Source organism: Methylobacterium sp. Leaf466, from assembly GCF_001425565.1.
In the GTDB taxonomy this organism is placed as follows: Bacteria; Pseudomonadota; Alphaproteobacteria; order Rhizobiales; family Beijerinckiaceae; genus Methylobacterium.
Map to the genome: position 1 here is coordinate 152214 of NZ_LMRC01000036.1, position 15537 is coordinate 167750.

At 70.3% G+C, this 15537-nt stretch carries 16 protein-coding genes; 8 read left to right on the forward strand and 8 right to left on the reverse strand.

Features of this window, described 5'->3' with window-relative positions:
• Positions 1-3: 3 nt before the first annotated feature.
• The 5 genes from ASG59_RS19495 to ASG59_RS19515 all read right to left on the reverse strand — a co-directional run bounded on the left by ASG59_RS19495 (position 4) and on the right by ASG59_RS19515 (position 3388).
• Entirely contained in the window at positions 4-387 is a 384-nt protein-coding gene (locus tag ASG59_RS19495) for a RidA family protein (protein ID WP_056411001.1), read from the reverse strand.
• Complete coding sequence (locus ASG59_RS19500; RefSeq protein WP_056411088.1) at positions 384-1397, reverse strand: adenosine kinase; 1014 nt, start codon at positions 1395-1397, stop codon at positions 384-386. Before ASG59_RS19500 ends, ASG59_RS19495 begins: the two co-directional genes overlap by 4 nt.
• 97 nt (positions 1398-1494) lie before the next feature.
• Positions 1495-2052 carry a Uma2 family endonuclease gene (locus ASG59_RS19505; protein ID WP_056411091.1) on the reverse strand — a complete coding sequence of 186 codons (558 nt, stop codon included), beginning with the start codon at positions 2050-2052 and terminating at the stop codon, positions 1495-1497.
• 45 nt (positions 2053-2097) lie between these two features.
• A complete protein-coding gene (locus ASG59_RS19510) occupies positions 2098-2415 on the reverse strand; it encodes a hypothetical protein (protein ID WP_056286519.1) in 318 nt (105 codons plus the stop codon).
• A gap of 76 nt (positions 2416-2491) precedes the next feature.
• Positions 2492-3388 carry a protein-methionine-sulfoxide reductase heme-binding subunit MsrQ gene (locus ASG59_RS19515; RefSeq protein ID WP_056411004.1) on the reverse strand — a complete coding sequence of 299 codons (897 nt, stop codon included), beginning with the start codon at positions 3386-3388 and terminating at the stop codon, positions 2492-2494.
• Between the two features lie 221 nt (positions 3389-3609).
• Here ASG59_RS19515 and ligA point away from each other — a divergent pair, with 221 nt between their 5' ends.
• Positions 3610-6048 carry an NAD-dependent DNA ligase LigA gene (ligA, locus tag ASG59_RS19520; protein ID WP_056411006.1) on the forward strand — a complete coding sequence of 813 codons (2439 nt, stop codon included), beginning with the start codon at positions 3610-3612 and terminating at the stop codon, positions 6046-6048.
• Entirely contained in the window at positions 6045-6881 is an 837-nt protein-coding gene (locus ASG59_RS19525) for a 3'-5' exonuclease (protein ID WP_056411009.1), read from the forward strand. The genes ligA and ASG59_RS19525 overlap by 4 nt, the downstream gene beginning before the upstream one ends.
• Before the next feature lie 16 nt (positions 6882-6897).
• Here ASG59_RS19525 and ASG59_RS19530 read toward each other — a convergent pair whose 3' ends face one another.
• Positions 6898-7275, reverse strand: coding sequence for a hypothetical protein (locus ASG59_RS19530; protein WP_055889534.1), 378 nt, complete (start codon positions 7273-7275; stop codon positions 6898-6900).
• 279 nt (positions 7276-7554) lie between these two features.
• Here ASG59_RS19530 and ASG59_RS19535 point away from each other — a divergent pair, with 279 nt between their 5' ends.
• The 4 genes from ASG59_RS19535 (at position 7555) to ASG59_RS19550 (ending at position 12497) form a co-directional block, all read left to right on the forward strand.
• Entirely contained in the window at positions 7555-8031 is a 477-nt protein-coding gene (locus tag ASG59_RS19535; RefSeq protein ID WP_338011794.1) for an invasion associated locus B family protein, read from the forward strand.
• Between the two features lie 63 nt (positions 8032-8094).
• Entirely contained in the window at positions 8095-8688 is a 594-nt protein-coding gene (locus ASG59_RS19540) for a hypothetical protein (protein WP_056411014.1), read from the forward strand.
• Positions 8689-8770: 82 nt separating this feature from the next.
• Positions 8771-10765, forward strand: coding sequence for a glycosyltransferase (locus ASG59_RS19545; RefSeq protein WP_056411017.1), 1995 nt, complete (start codon positions 8771-8773; stop codon positions 10763-10765).
• A 106-nt stretch (positions 10766-10871) separates the two neighbouring features.
• Positions 10872-12497 carry a glycosyltransferase gene (locus ASG59_RS19550; protein ID WP_082494674.1) on the forward strand — a complete coding sequence of 542 codons (1626 nt, stop codon included), beginning with the start codon at positions 10872-10874 and terminating at the stop codon, positions 12495-12497.
• Positions 12498-12504: 7 nt separating this feature from the next.
• Here ASG59_RS19550 and purC read toward each other — a convergent pair whose 3' ends face one another.
• A complete protein-coding gene (purC, locus tag ASG59_RS19555; protein ID WP_082494662.1) occupies positions 12505-13299 on the reverse strand; it encodes a phosphoribosylaminoimidazolesuccinocarboxamide synthase in 795 nt (264 codons plus the stop codon).
• A gap of 205 nt (positions 13300-13504) precedes the next feature.
• Positions 13505-14263 (reverse strand): endonuclease III, encoded by a 759-nt coding sequence (nth, locus tag ASG59_RS19560; protein WP_082528864.1) that lies wholly within the window; start codon positions 14261-14263, stop codon positions 13505-13507.
• Positions 14264-14283: 20 nt separating this feature from the next.
• Between nth and ASG59_RS19565 the strand changes: the two genes are divergently transcribed.
• Together ASG59_RS19565 and ASG59_RS19570 are read left to right on the forward strand one after the other, a co-directional pair.
• Entirely contained in the window at positions 14284-14805 is a 522-nt protein-coding gene (locus tag ASG59_RS19565) for a DUF2244 domain-containing protein (RefSeq protein WP_056411020.1), read from the forward strand.
• 12 nt (positions 14806-14817) lie between these two features.
• Positions 14818-15330, forward strand: coding sequence for a DUF3016 domain-containing protein (locus ASG59_RS19570; RefSeq protein ID WP_056411022.1), 513 nt, complete (start codon positions 14818-14820; stop codon positions 15328-15330).
• The last annotated feature ends 207 nt before the right edge of the window (positions 15331-15537 follow it).

A 15537-nucleotide genomic window follows, 5' to 3' on the forward strand; every position in this document is an offset into this window, starting at 1 on the left:
ACCTCATCCCAGGGCGGCGGTCACCTCGATCTCGACTTTCATCTCCGGCTTGAGCAGTGCAGCCACCACCACGATGGTGGCCGCCGGGCGGATTGTCGCAAGGACCTCGCCGCACACCGCGAGCACAGGCTCGGCATGGATCGGATCGGTAACATAGTATGTCGCGCGCACGATTCCGGCGAGGGAGCCGCCGGTATCGTCGAGCACCCGCGCGATCGTGCGCCAGCAGGCCCGGGCTTGATCGCCGGCACTCTCCGGCATGGTCATGGTGGTGTAATCGTACCCCGTGGTACCGGCCACGAAAACGAAGCCGCCCTGAACGACGGCCCTCGAATAGCCGTAGGCCTCCTCGAACGGCGAACCGCCCGAGATCAGTTTTCGCGTCACAGGATACCCTGGGCCTTGGCCAGGGCGACGAGGTCGCTCTGCGGGCGGGCGCCGATGTGCTGGATCACTTCGGCCGCCGCCAGGGCGCCGAGCTTGGCGCTGGCGACATGGTCGAGACCGCGGGCGTGGCCGGCGAGGAAGCCTGCCGCGAACAGGTCGCCCGCTCCGGTGCTGTCGACGAGTTCGCGGATCGGCGAGGCCGGCACCTGGCGGATCTCGCCGCCCTTGACCACCATCGCGCCCTCGGCCGAGCGCGTGACGACGCCGAGCAGGTGCATCCCGCGGATGTCGCGCTCGTCGCGCAGGGCCTTGAGGGCCACGTCCGGGTCGTCGGTCTGGTAGAGGCTCTGCAGCTCACCGATGTTGGCGAACAGGATGTCGACGCTGCCGTCGCGGAGCAGCCCGAGGAATTCCTCGCGGTAGCGGCCGACGCAGAAGGCGTCCGACAGGGTCAGCGCGACGGCGTTGCCGGCGGTGTGGGCGACCTTGGCCGCCTTGCGGAACGCATCCTTGGCGGCGGGCGGATCCCACAGGTAGCCCTCGAGGTAGACGACGCGGGCACTCGCCACGAGGGCCTCGTCGACGTCGGCCGGGCTCAGGCCCTGGCAGGCACCAAGGTAGGTGTTCATGGTGCGCTCGCCGTCCGGCGTCACGAGGACGAAGCAGCGCGCGGTGGCCGGCCCGTCGCCGGCGGGCGGCACCGCGAACGTGACGCCGGTCGCCTTGAGGTCGTGGGCGAACAGGCCGCCGAGCTCGTCGTTGCGGACCTTGCCGACGAATCCGGTCCTGGTGCCCAGGAGGGCGGCGCCGACGGCGGTGTTGGCGCCCGAGCCGCCGGACACGATCGTGGCCGGTCCCATCGATGCGAACAGGGTTTCGGCCCGCTCCTCGTCGATCAGCTGCATCGCCCCCTTGGTCACCCCCTGTGCGGCGAGGAATGCGTCGTCGGTCCGGGCGATGACGTCGACGATGGCGTTGCCGAGGACGAGGAGATCGAGGGGTGCGGACATGCGGGAGGCCTCGCGAGCGCGATTGATCACTGGGGGCGGCTGTCGCACCACCTCCGGCACGGGTCAAGCCGCGGCACCCGCAGCGGGACGGCCGCGCTCAGCCCGCCTCGAACACCTCGGCGACCGCCAATGCGAGGCCGGGAGGCGTGAGGTCGAGGGTCGTCCCCATGGCGGCGATCCGGGTTTCCATCAGCTCGTCGGTGGCGCGCCGATGGTGGACGATCAGGCGGCGCTTCGGGTCGACGATGAGGGAGTGCATCACGCTCGGCGCGCGGAAGTAGCCGTTGAGCTTATGTCCGGTATCGAGGCCGTGGGTACTGGGCGACAACACCTCGACCACGATGACGGGGGCCGGCACCTCGACAGCGTCTGCGTCCAGGCGATCTCCGCAGTAGACAAGGGCGTCTGGCTCGAAGGCCGTCGCGTCGTCGATCCTTACGGTCAATCCATCCGGCAAACTCCGGCAGGGCGAGCCGGCTGCGTGCAAGGCGGCGCGGAGCGCGAGCTGGACGGCCAACGTCACTTCCGCGTGCCGCACCCGCTGGGGCGACATCCCGAAGACCTCGCCGCCCAGGAGTTCGTAACGGCCCGGCCGGTCCTCGGACCAGGCCAGGAACTCGTCCACCGTCAGGCGCGGTTTGGGCGGCTCGCTCACCACATCATGTTACCACCACGACGACGCCCGAAGCGGATCGCTGCCCTATTGCAGCGCCTTCACCTCGCATTGCGCGTAATCGGCGCTGGCCTTCACATAGCCGTTGAGCGCCTTCACGTAGCCCTCCGCCAGGGGGCGATAGGCTTCGAGCTGGAGGTTGTAGGCCTTCACCGCATCGTTGAAGCTGTAGGCCTCCCAGCCGGGGCAGCCGCCCTTGGCATCGAGGCAGGCGGGCTTTGCCGGTACGGCGGGCTTGGCCGGCCTCTGCTCGACGGGAGGCGGCACCGGTGCCGTACAGGCCGCCGACGCGGCGGTGGCAAGGGTCAGGGCGGAAAGGCAGCCCAGAACAGACCAGCGGACCATGACGTTGCTCCCTACGCGACCCGAATCGTCCGGGCCGGTTGTGGGCGTCCGCTCCGGCGAGGGCAAGGTGGCCGGACTACTCCGCGGCCACCGGCCGTCCGCCGACCGACCGGTCGACCGTCGTCGGCCTGGGCTTGGCCGTGTCCGTCAGCGTCCGCACGAGGTTCACGAGCGGCAGGAGCAGGCCGTAGCCGAGCACCCACCAGGCCGGCCGGATGCTGTAGGAGAAGTCGAGGTTGGCACCGAGCACCGCGCTCGCCGGAACGCCGCTCTTGAGGCCGTACCAGGCCGCCTCGACCAGCGCGGTGAGCAGCGCCGATGCGACCGCCAGACCGACGAGGGTCGCCGGATTGGACGCGATCCTGAAGCGCTGCATGGCGCGCCAGCCCATCAGCACGATGAACAGGCCTGTCCAGAACACCGGGTTCGAGACGTCGATCTTGGTCTGCAGGAAGTAGTGGAACAGGCCGAGCGCCGCGATCGCGTAGACGACCTTGTGCAGCCGCGGCCACGCTTTCCCCAGGCGCCGGATCATGCCGTCGGTGGAGGTTACGCCGAGCACGGTCAGACCGAGCAGCGCGACGAACCCGATGGTGAGATAGAATCTCTGCACGATCTCGGAGGCGACCTTGGACAGGATGAAGTTCTGGTCGACCACGTAGAGGCCGAGGTGCAGGAGGGCATAGGCGAGGACCGTCAGGCCGAGCATCCGCCGCACCAGGATGAACCTGGGATAGTTCGCGATCCGTCGCAGCGGCGTCACCGCGAGCGAGAGCAGCAGGAAACGCACCGCCCAGTCGCCGGTGCCGTGGATCAGCGCGGTGATCGGTTTCGGCCCGAGGGCGTCGAGGCCGTACGATCCGGCGAGCCAGAGGCCGGGCGCCAGCGCGAACAGGAAGGTCGCGAGCTTCAGGCCGGAGAGGCGGCCGGCGCGATCGCGCCAGGGCGCGGCGAGGGCGGTGGTGGCGGGCATGCGTGTCCTGACATCCTGACGTCGGCGGCGCCTGGCGGTGCGATGGGCACACCGGCGACCCGACGTCGACTTTCGCCGGCGAGGGGCCGCGGTTACGGCGCGCCTGTGCTGCAACGCACCTGCGCGATGTCGGTGCCGAAGACCGATGCGGCAAGCCCGGTGCTCCCTCGGGGATTCGGGGATGCTATGAGGGCGGCCCCGGCCCTCTCGCAGATCATCCCATGACCGCAGACGTAACCGACCCACGAACGCCGGAAACGGCGCGTGCCGAGCATGCCGCCCTCTCGGCCGAGATCGCCGAGGCCGACCGGCTCTATCACGGCGAGGATGCGCCGATCCTGACGGATGCGGAATACGACGCCCTGCGCCGGAGCCTCGAACGGCTCGAGACGGCGTTTCCGGAGCTCGCGGGCACGGGGGCGGCGAGCGCGTCCGTGGGTGCCAAGCCCTCGGAGAAGTTCGCCAAGGTCCGGCATGCGGTGCCGATGCTCTCCCTCGGCAACGCCTTCGCCGACGCGGAGGTGGACGAGTTCGTGGCGCGCGTGCGCCGCTTCCTGGCGCTGCCGGAGACGGCGGCCCTCGCCTTCACCGCCGAGCCGAAGATCGACGGCCTCTCGCTGTCGCTGCGCTACGAGGGCGGACGCCTCGTCACGGCCGCCACCCGCGGCGACGGCGAGGTCGGCGAGGACGTCACCGCCAACGCCCGCACCGTGGCGGGCATCCCGGAGACGCTGGAGGGAGACGGCTGGCCGGAGATCTGCGAGGTGCGCGGCGAGGTCTACCTGTCGCACGCCGATTTCGCCGCCATCAACGCGCGCCAGGACGCCGCCGGCAAGGCTCTCTTCGCCAACCCGCGCAACGCGGCGGCCGGATCGCTGCGCCAGCTCGATCCGACCGTCACGGCATCGCGGCCATTGAAATTCTTCGGCTACGCCTGGGGCGAGATGTCCGCCATGGCCGCCGGGACGCAGCACGGGATGATCGAGGCGTTCCGCCGCTGGGGCATCGCCGTCAACGACCGCACGGCCCTGTGCGGGGACGCCGCCGGCATGGTGGCCCACTACCGCGCCATCGAGGCCGACCGGGCCGATCTCGGCTACGACATCGACGGCGTGGTCTACAAGGTCGACGACCTGTCCCTGCAGCGCCGCCTCGGCTTCGTTTCGCGCAGCCCGCGCTGGGCGCTCGCCCACAAGTTCGCGGCCCAGCAGGCGCTGACGATCGTCGAGGGCATCGAGATCAACGTCGGCCGCACCGGCTCCCTCAACCCGCTGGCCAAGCTCCGGCCGGTGACGGTGGGCGGCGTCGTCGTCTCGAACGCCACCCTCCACAACGAGGGCTACGTCCAGGGCGTCGGCGGCGACGGCGAGCCGATCCGCGAGGGTCGCGACATCCGCGTCGGCGATACCGTTGTGGTGCAGCGGGCCGGCGACGTCATCCCGAAGGTCATGGACGTGGTCCTCGACAAGCGCCCGTCCGAAGCGACGCCCTTCGCCTTCCCGACGACGTGTCCGGCCTGCGGCAGCCGCGCGGTGCGCGCCGTGAACCCGCGCACCGGCCAGACCGACGCGGTGCGCCGCTGCACCGGCGGGTTGATCTGCCCCGCCCAGGGCGTCGAGCGGCTCAAGCACTTCGTCTCGCGCAACGCCTTCGACATCGAGGGCTTCGGCGAGACCTACATCGAGGTCCTGTTCGAGGCCGGCGTGGTCAAGCAGCCCGCCGACCTGTTCCGGTTGCGGTTCGACGACCTCAAGCGGGCGGTGGTGGCCCGACGCGAGGCGCTGTCGGCGGCGCGGCGTGCCGAGGGCGAGCCGGCACCGAAGAAACCCACCAAGAAGAAGGGCGAGGACGAGGACAAGGCGATCAAGAACCTCGTGGCGGCGGTGGAGGAGCGCCGCCGGCTCCCCCTCCACCGCTTCGTCTTCGCGCTGGGTATCCCGCAGATCGGCGAATCCACCGCCAAGGCCCTGGCCAAGCGCTTTGCCGACATGCCCGCTCTCATGGAGGCCGTCGCCCGCGCCGCCGCCGCCCAGGCCGGCCCGGACTGGCTCGCGCTCGCCGCGATCCCGCGGATCGGACCGACGACCCGCGACCGGCTGGTGGAGGCGGGTTTTCCCGACGACCGGCCGCCGGAGGAGGAGGAGCCCGCCACCGCCGAGGCGCCGACGGGCCGGCGCCTGACGGCGGCGCAACGCGAGAACCTGATCGCCCACTACGGCAGCGGGGAGGCCATCCGCGCCGCCTTGTCCCGCGCCGCCGAGCAACGCCCCGGCGACGCCTATCGCCTGTTTGCCGACGACGGCGAGATCGGCCCGGTCGCTACCGATTCGCTGATCCAGTTCTTTTCCGAGCCGCACAACGATTCCGCGGTGCGCGCGCTCCTCGACGAGGTGACGACGGAAGCGCCCGCGGCCGCCACCCAGTCGGCCGCCTTCTCCGGCAAGACCGTGGTTTTCACGGGATCGCTCGAGAGGATGACCCGCAGCGAGGCCAAGGCAACGGCCGAGCGGCTTGGTGCGAAGGTCTCCGGTTCGGTCTCGGCCCGCACCGACCTCGTGGTCGCCGGGCCGGGGGCCGGCTCGAAGCTCAAGGACGCCGAGAAGCACGGCGTGAAGGTCATCAGCGAGGACGATTGGCTCGCCCTGGTGGCGGCCGCGTGAGCCGACCGGTCGTCGCCCTCGATTTCGAGACCGCCAACGAGCGCCGCGACAGCGCCTGCGCGGTCGGCCTCGCCTGGATCGCGGGCGGCGCCGTCGTCCGGCGGGAATCGCGGCTGATCCGCCCGCGCGACCTGCGGTTCTCCCCGGGCAACATCCGGGTCCACGGCATCCTGCCGGCCGACGTCCGCCACGCCCCCGAGTTTCCCGACGCCATGGCGGAGTTCCTGCCGGACCTCGCGTCCGGGCTGATCCTCGCCCACAACGCCCCGTTCGACCTCGGCGTGCTGCGCGCTTCGCTCGCCGCCTACGGGCTATCGGTGCCGCCGTTGGCGTCGCTGTGCACGGTGCAGGTCGCGCGCAGGGTCTTTCCGGACCCGGCCGGCTGCGGCCTCGGCAAGGTCGCGGGTCGCCTCGGCATCCGGTTCGCGCATCACGATGCCGGCGAGGACGCCTATGCTTGTGCCCAAATCGCCCTGGCGGCCGCCCGCGAGCGTGGTGCCGCCGATATCGTCGGCCTCGCGCAGATGCTGGGGCTGCCCATCGCGCCCCGCACCGGCGAACCGGAGGGGACACGCCGTCCGCTGGCGCGCGAGGCCGCCCGGACGGCGCCAGCCCTGCGCTTCGGTGTGCGCGGGCGCACCGGCAAACGCTACGAAGTCACCGCGGAATCGCGCCCCGCGGGCTTGAGCCTGCGCTGCACCTGCGCTGCCGGGCGCTACGCCATACGCTGCCGCCACGTCACCGCCCTCGTGGATGGCGACGTCACCGACCTCCTCACGGAAAACCACGACGACGTCGTGGTCCTCGGCCGCCTCCTGTCCGCGAAAGGCTGAATGGGCCTTCCCGGATTCAGCCGCGCGAGCGCAGCACGCGCTGAACGGGCACGGCCTGTTCCGGCCAGGTCGGTCGCGGGTCGACCTCGCCCGGAGCGAGGGTGCGCGGCGCGACGCTGTCGCAGACCTCGCGCTGGCGGATGATCACCGGCCGGCCGAACTCGTCGCGGCGCCGGACGTGGCCTCCGTCGCGGCAGAAGCCGGCGATCTCGGCCGAACTGCCGGCACGGCGCCCGCCCGGCGTGCGCGCGACCGGACGATGCTCGATGACGAGGGGACCGTCCCGGTTGAGGGAGCGCTCGATGTAGGTGGTCTCTCCCACCGGCAGCGGCTCCGCCCGGGCGGGGGCGGCCGCCGCGAGGATCAGGGGGATGAGGATCGCGCTGTGCCGCATGGAAAAGTCCGCATATCGAGGAAGCCGTCTTGCTCCACGACTAAAGCCTGCGGGCGCGGCGCGATAGTCCGCAGGGCCGTGTACCTCTGCTTCGCTCGACAGGGCATGTTCGCTTGACAGGGCATGTCCCGGCATGGTCGGAACACCTCGCTTTCGACGAGGCCCCGCCGCCGGCGGGGCGAGGATGAGGAACGCCGCGTGGAGTTGCGTGAATTGCGGCATCGCGCATCGGGCGCCTTCCGACGTGCCTTGCGATCGTCGTCGGCTCTTGGCGTGGCCGTGGCGTCCGTGGCTCTCTTGCTGGCGGCGGCGGGTGAGCCGAGGGCGCAGGGCCTCGTGCGCAACACCTACGGCGACTGGCAATTGCGCTGCGAGACGCCGGCCGGCGCCAAGGCCGAGCAATGCGCCCTGGTGCAATATCTCGCTGCCGAGGACCGGCCGAACCTCACGCTCGTGGTGATCGTGCTGAAGACCGCCGACAACCGCGGCTACCTCCTGCGGGTGGTGGCGCCGCTCGGCATCCTGCTGCCGTCGGGCCTGGGCCTCAAGATCGACCAGACCGATGTCGGGCGCGCGGGTTTCGTGCGTTGCCTGACCACGGGATGCGTCGCCGAGGTCGTGATGGACGACGGCCTCGTCAAGCAGTTCAGCAACGGCGCGCAGGCCACTTTCATCGTCTTCCAGACCCCGGAGGAGGGCGTCGGCATCCCGCTCTCGATGAAGGGGTTCGGCCAGGGCTTCCAGAGCCTGAAGTGAACGGGCCCGACAGGGGCACGAGGTGAGATGGACCACAGCAGACGAGTTCGGGCCCGGTGCGTGATGGCGGCCCTCGCCATCGGCCTCACCACCGCCGGCGGGGCGGTGGCGGAGGAAGGCAACTTCCTGACGAACATGTTCAAGTACGGCGGCCCGACGGTGCCGCCGTCCCAGCCCAAGGATCTCGGCGAGCCGTATTGCCCCCAGGTCGACGTGCCCGAGGGAGGTGCCGCGATCCGCAGCTTCGGCGGCAAGGGCGGCGACAATGCCTCCCTGCGCAACCAGGTCACGCTCGGGCGGATCGCCCGCGAATGCAACCGCCTCGCCGACGGCGGCCTGAGCGTGAAGGTCGGTGTGGCCGGGCAGGTGCTGCTCGGGCCCGCCGGGGCGCCGGGTCGGTTCGAGGCCCCGTTGCAGATCTCGATCAAGTACGGCGACAAGGTGGTGGCCACGCGGGCGCGCCGGGTCGCGGTGTCGGTAGCGCCGGGGGAGGCCCAGGGCCTGTTCACGGTCGTGGAGGATGGCCTGATCGTGCCCCCGGCCATGGCGGAGGATTACGAGATCGTCGTGACCCTGGGTGGATCGCCGGCCAAGCCGGCACCGCGCAAGAGGAAGCCGGCGGCACCGCCCGCCGAGGCAGCGGGCGCCGCCCAGTGAGGACGCGCCAGGACATCGGCGCCGCGGCGGCGGGGCACGAAAGATCGATCCCCTGACCGACGCGTCCTGGACAGGTCCGCGCGTGCTACGGCGCGGCCGGCCGGCGGCTTTCGCCCTCGAGCCGGTGGACGATCCCCCGTTCGACCGGCGGCTCGTGGTGACGCCGCGCCCGCGCAACGGCTGGATCGTCCTGCAGTATCGCAGCCGCGCCCGCGTCCGGCCGCTGCGGCCGATGGTGCGGATGCTCCGGACCGGCGGCATCGTGCAGGATTTCGTCCTGCCGGGCGGGGCCGAGGGCCGTGGCGTCTGGCTCGGCTACGTCGCTCCCGATGTGAGCGAGATCCGGCTGGCGATCGAGCCCGACAGCGGGTTCGTCCTGGAACACGTCGGCTTGCGCACGAACGCCGGACTGTTCGCCGAATGCCTGATCCGGCGCCCCTCGCGCGCCGGGCCGGTCCTCTATCACTATGCCCGGGGCGACGAGCGCCGGTTTCGCGACATCCTGCGCGGCAGCTGCGCGGTGACGCCGCTCGCGGACTTCGCGGGGTGGCAGGCGCTTCGCAGCGTGCCGGAGGCAGCCGCCGGGCCGGGACCGACCGTCGCCCTGGTCCTGCCGGCCGCGGAGGAGGCGCCCGATCGCATCCGCGCGACGGTGGATGCGCTGATCTCCCAGAGCCATTCCGACTGGCGGTTGACGATTCTCTCGTCGGGCGCCATCGCCCTGCCGGCGGACGAACGCATCCGAATCGTGCCCGGGGCGGCTACGGTGCGCGATCTCATCGGCGACGCCGGGATCGCCGGCATCCTGATGCCGGGGGACCGTTTGCGTCCCGACGCCCTGGCGATCCTGGTCGCGGCGCTTGGTTCGCACCCTTGCGCCGACATGGTCTACGCCGACGAGATCCGGTCTGGTCCGGGAGCGTCCCACGTCCGGCTGAAGCCGGATTGGAGCCCCGACCTTGCCCTGGTGGCGGATCATCCCGGAGCGCCGGCGCTGTACCGGGGCGATCTGCTGGCACGCCTCGCAGGACGGGCGGTGGATGTTTCTTCGGATCTCGCACGCGACCTCGCCTTGGCAGCCGCTCTGAGCGCGCGTGACGCCATCCACGTTCCCCGCGTCCTCTGCCGCAGCGTCGAGCGAAGTACGGTGGGCGAGGCCGCGCCCCTCGAACGCCATCTGCGCGAAACCGGTTCGCGCGCGACGGTAATGCGCCGCGACGGCGTCGTCGATCTGCTGTGGCCGCTGCCGGACCCGCCCCCGCTCGCCACCGTCGTGATCCCGTCCCGCGACCGGCTCGATCTGATCGCGCGGGCGACGCGGGGCGTCCTGCACGAGACCGCCTATCCGGCCATCCGCCTCGTCATCGTCGACAACGGCTCCACCGATCCTGGCGTGCTCGCGCATTACGACACCCTGCGCGACGACCCGCGGGTACGGATCGTCCCCTTCCCGCAGGCCTTCAACTTCTCCGCCATGGTCAATGCCGGGGTGGCGGCGGCCGAGGACGGGATCGTGGTCCTGTTCAACAACGACGTGGCGGTGCTGGAGCCCGGTTGGCTCGACGCCATGGTCCGCCAGGCCTGTCGGCCGGGGGTCGGCGCCGTGGGCGCCAAGCTCCTCTATGGCGACGGGCGGCTGCAGCATGCCGGCGTCGTGGTCGGCCTCGGCGGCCGGGCCGGGCACATCCTGCGTCGCAGGGCGGGCGACACGCCCGGGCATCTCGGACGGCTGCGGGTGGCGCACGAGGTTTCCGCGGTGACCGCAGCCTGTCTGGCCGTCCGCAAGCAACTCTACGACGCCGTCGGCGGCTTCGACGCGAAGGCGTTTCCCATCGACTTCAACGACGTCGATTTCTGCCTGCGGGTGGCGGCGACCGGCCACGCCTGCATCTGGACCCCGCACGCGACGCTGTCGCATCTCGAATCGGTGAGCCGCGGTCCGCCGGTGGGCGAGGAGCGCCGCCGCTTCGAAGCGGAGGGAGACCGTTTCGCCGCGCGCTGGCGCGACCGGGTCCGGCACGACCCGTTCTACCATCCGTCGCTGAGCCTCACGACCTTCGGCGAGGAGCTCGAGTAGGGTGGTGCGCAGGCCGAGGCTCCCGCCCCGCATCGACCTCTCCGACGAGAGCCTCGACCCGCTGCGCTTCGCGCTGCTGCCGGCACCGAGCGCCTGGGCGCGATGGATGACGGCCCTTGCCATCCTGGCTCGACACCCGAACCGGCTCGGCGCGATCCTGTGGGCGCGGCTGCGCGGGAAACGGTTGCGGGCTCGCCAGGCCCTCGCTTCCCTGATCGGCCTCGATCATCGCCGTCTCTGGCTTGCGAACGCCACGTCCGAGGACGAGACGCCCGCCCCTTCTTTTTGGGGGGAGAGAACGCAGGGAGGAACGGCCGTCCCGGTCGTGATGGCGGGCGGGCCTGCCGGCCCCATTACCGGCATCCTTCCTCACCGGGACGGAGAGTCGCGGGATCTCGATCGACCCGCGTTTCGTCTTCATCTCGCCCCGGGTCATACCCCGGCGGCGGGTGCCGAGGCTCGCATCGAAGCCGCTTTCGCTGCCGAGCCAGGAATCCAGGCGGTGTATGGCGATGCCTTGGCCGAGATCGGCGGGTCGCCCCTGCCGGTGCTGAGGCCGGCCTTCGATCCCGACTACCTTCTGGCGGTGGACTACATCGGCCCGGTCGTCGCCTTGCGGTCGAGCGCCCTGGCCGCCATCGAGCGGCCCGACGCGTCATCCCCCACCTACGCCGCCGCGTGCCTTCTCATGATCGCCGACCGCTTCGGCACGGGCGCGATCCGCCACCTGCCGCAGGTTCTTTCGCATTGGCGGCCGGACCCGAGAGGGGAGGGGGGGGCGGGCCACCGCAGCGCCCGCCTCGATCTCCTGCGCCGCCGCGGCCTCACCGGCCGCATCGACGAGCACGGGGTCGTCACCGTGTCGAGGCCGCTGCCCGAGGACCGCCCCCTGGTGAGCCTCATCGTGCCGACCCGCGACCGCCTCGACCTGCTGCGGCCCTGTCTCGACAGCCTGCGCCACCAGACCGACTGGCCGGCCTGCGAGATCCTGATCTGCGACAACGACAGTCGCGAGCCGCAGACGCATGCCTACTTCCGCGATCTGACGGAAAGCGGCCAGGCCCGGGTCATCGCCTGTCCCGGCCCCTTCAACTTCGCGGCCATGAACAACGCCGCGGCGCGGGCCGCAGGGGGGCGGCTCCTGGCCTTCGTCAACAACGACGTCGAGGCGTTCTCTCCCGACTGGCTGGAACGGATGTGCCGCGAGGCCCTGCGCCTCGAGGTCGGAGCGGTCGGCGCCCGGCTCCTCGACGGGGAGGGCCGTATCCAGCACGGCGGTATCGTGCTCGGCACCGGCGGTCTCGTCACGCACGGACACCGTCACTGTCCGGGCGACGCCCTGGGCTATCTTTCCGCCCTGCGGGTGACGCGCAGCGTCAGCGCGGTGACGGCGGCCTGCCTCGTCGTCGAAGCGGACAAGTTCCGGCGGGTCGGGGGGTTCGACGCCGAGACCTTCGCGGTGGACTTCAACGACGTCGACCTGTGCCTGCGCCTCGCCCGGACGGGCTGGCGCACGCTCTACGTCGGCGGCGCCGTCCTCCACCACCGCGAGGCGGCGAGCCGGCGCCGGACACCGGAGTCGCAAGACCGCCACCGGCGCGAGGTCGAGGCCTTCAAAAAGCGATGGGGGCCGCTGCTGGCGCAGGACCCCCATTATCACCCGGGGTTCGATCCGAACCTCGGCACCCATGTGCGGCTGGCCCGGACCTGGTCGGGCGGGCCGCCGCGTTAGGTCGGGCTTATTGCACCAGCCGGGGGCCGCCGGTCTGCACCTTCTCGTTCTCGGACATGATGCCGAGCCGCTTGGCGACTTCGGTGTAGGCTTCGATGAGGCCGCCGAGATCCTTGCGGAAGCGGTCCTTGTCGAGCTTGTCCGAGGACTTGATGTCCCACAGCCGGCAGGAGTCCGGCGAGATCTCGTCGGCCACGACGATGCGCATCATGTCGCCTTCCCACAGGCGGCCGGTCTCGATCTTGAAGTCGACGAGGCGGATGCCGACTCCGAGGAAGAGGCCCGACAGGAAATCGTTGACCCGGATGGCCAGCGCCATGATGTCGTCGATCTCCTGGGGCGTCGCCCAGCCGAAGGCCGTGATGTGCTCTTCCGACACCATCGGATCGTTGAGCGCGTCGTTCTTGTAGTAGAACTCGATGATCGAGCGCGGCAGCTGCGTGCCTTCCTCGAGGCCGAGGCGAGTCGCGAGCGAGCCGGCGGCGACGTTGCGGACCACCACCTCGAGCGGGATGATCTCGACTTCGCGGATCAGCTGTTCGCGCATGTTGAGGCGACGGATGAAATGGGTCGGCACGCCGATGTCGTTGAGGTGCTGGAACACGAACTCGGAGATCCGGTTGTTCAGCACGCCCTTGCCGTCGATGACCTCGTGCTTCTGCGCGTTGAAGGCAGTGGCATCATCCTTGAAGTGCTGGATGAGCGTTCCGGGCTCGGGCCCCTCGTAGAGGACCTTCGCCTTGCCCTCGTAGATGCGACGGCGGCGGTTCATAGGCGTATACCGTGGTTTGAGGAAATCCATGGCCGTGGCTCCTTCGGACGCAAACGATGGTGTGGGATCCGCGGCGGCAACCGCTGTGCGGTCGGGCCGTGAAGACACGTCGCTTGTCGAAAGCCCCGACGACCGCGTCGCAAACTACCCGAAGCGGGTTGGCAGCACAACGCGTTAGCCGGACGGCGGGGCCACGCCCTGGGGACCGCACGGCCGCACGGCCGACGATCCCCCGCTAGATCGCGGCGGCAGGGGAGGGGGGCAGGGCCACGGTCTTGGCCGGATAGCGGCAGAGATCCGCGAGCGGGCAGGTCGGGCACTCCGGCCGGCGTGCCTTGCAGACGTAGCGTCCGAACAGGATCAGCCAGTGGTGGGCGTCGTGCAGGTAGGCTTCGGGCACGGTCGCCTCCAGTCCGGCCTGGACCTTGTCGGGCGTGGTGGCGACCACGAGGGGCAGCCGGTTGGCGACGCGGAAGATATGCGTGTCGACGGCGATGGTGGGTACGCCGAAGGCGACGTTGAGGACGACGCTCGCGGTCTTGCGTCCGACCCCGGGCAGCACTTCGAGGGCCTCCCGCTCCCGCGGGACCTCGCCGCCGTGGCGTTCGACCAGGATGCGCGACAGGGCGACGACGTTCCTGGCCTTGGTGTTGAACAGGCCGATGGTGCGGATGAAACCGCGCACCCGCTCCTCGCCGAGACGCAGCATCGCCTCGGGCGAATCCGCGGCGGCGAACAATGGCGCCGTGGCGATGTTGACGCTGCGATCGGTGGCCTGGGCGGAAAGGACCACGGCCACGAGCAGCGTGAACGGGTTGTGGTAATCGAGCTCCGGCCGCGGTTCAGGGTTGGCGGCGGCCAGCCTCGAGAACACTTCCGCGACCAGTTTGCGTGGCAGCGGCGCGGGGCCGCTCTTCCCGCCTGCGACGATCGGTTCGGCCGAAGCGGCGGAGATCGACGGCTTCTTGAGCGCGCGCGGCTGTCGGGTTTTCATGGTCGCGTTATATTGCGCGCATGACGATGCGCAGCAACCACGCCCACCCCGATGGCCTCGACCCGGAGGCGATGGATCATCCGCTGTTCCAGGCGACGATCCGACCGCATCAATCCTTGAGCCGCGAAGGCTTCCGCATGGTGATGTGGGCGTGCTGCCTCGTCTCCGCGGTCGTCTCCGTGAAGATGATGCAGGCCGGTTTCTGGCCGGTGGCGGGGTTCTTCGGCCTCGACATGCTGGCGCTTTTCATCGCGCTCAAGGTGAGCTTCCGGCGCGGCCGATCCTTCGAAGAGGTGATGATCTCGCCCATCGCCGTGCTTCTCACCCGGGTCACGCATCGCGGCGAGCGCCACGAATGGCGGTCCAACCCGATCTGGACCAAGCTCACCCGGGTCGAGGACGAGGAATACGGCCTTCAGACGCTCACCCTGGTGTCGCGGCGCGAGCAGGTGGTGGTGGCCCGCGATGCCTCGCCGCCCGAGCGCGCGGTCATCGCGGACGGGCTCACCCGTGCTTTGGAACGCGCCAAGAAGGGATACTGAGGCGTGGCCCGGATGGCTCACGTCGCCGCGCGGATCATCCTCGCTATGGGCGCAGTGGCGGCCGTCACGCTGCCGACCGCCGCGACGGCAGAGGTCGTGGTTCGGTTCATCGCGCCGGACCGATTCACGGATGCGCAGGACCGGTTCGGGTCAGGCCTGTCGCTGCGCGTGACGCTGGCCGAGGTCGGCCGGATTATGGAGCGATACGGACGAGAGGCCCTGCCCCCCGGCGAGACACTGACGGTCGACGTGCTCGATATCGATCTGGCCGGGTTCGAACAGCCGGGGGCGAATTTCCCCTACGGCCTGAGGGTCGTCCGGGACATCACCCCGCCACGGTTCGGCCTGCGATACGTCCTGTCCCATGGAAAACGAAGCATCCTGTCGGGCGAGGAGGTCGTGACGGACCAGTCTTTCCTGATGCGTTCGTCCCGCCTGTCGCAGGGGAGCTTTTCCCATGAACGCGAGCTTCTGCGCGATTGGTTCAGGATCCGTATCGCCGAGCGCCGTCCGCAACGGAACTGAGTGCCCCGGCAGCGGGTGTCGGGGCCGATCCGCCCTCTGTGCACCGGCTTCGTGATTTTTCCTTCATCGTCGGTGTTGACGGTTTGGTCTTGTTGGCTCATAAGGCTGTCCATCGGCGGCGGCGCCGGGGTGCGGTTTCGCTTCCTGGCGGTGTTGTTGTTTTCACCTTTTGGATTGGCTGGCTGGTGCTGAGCTGTAATGGCTTGG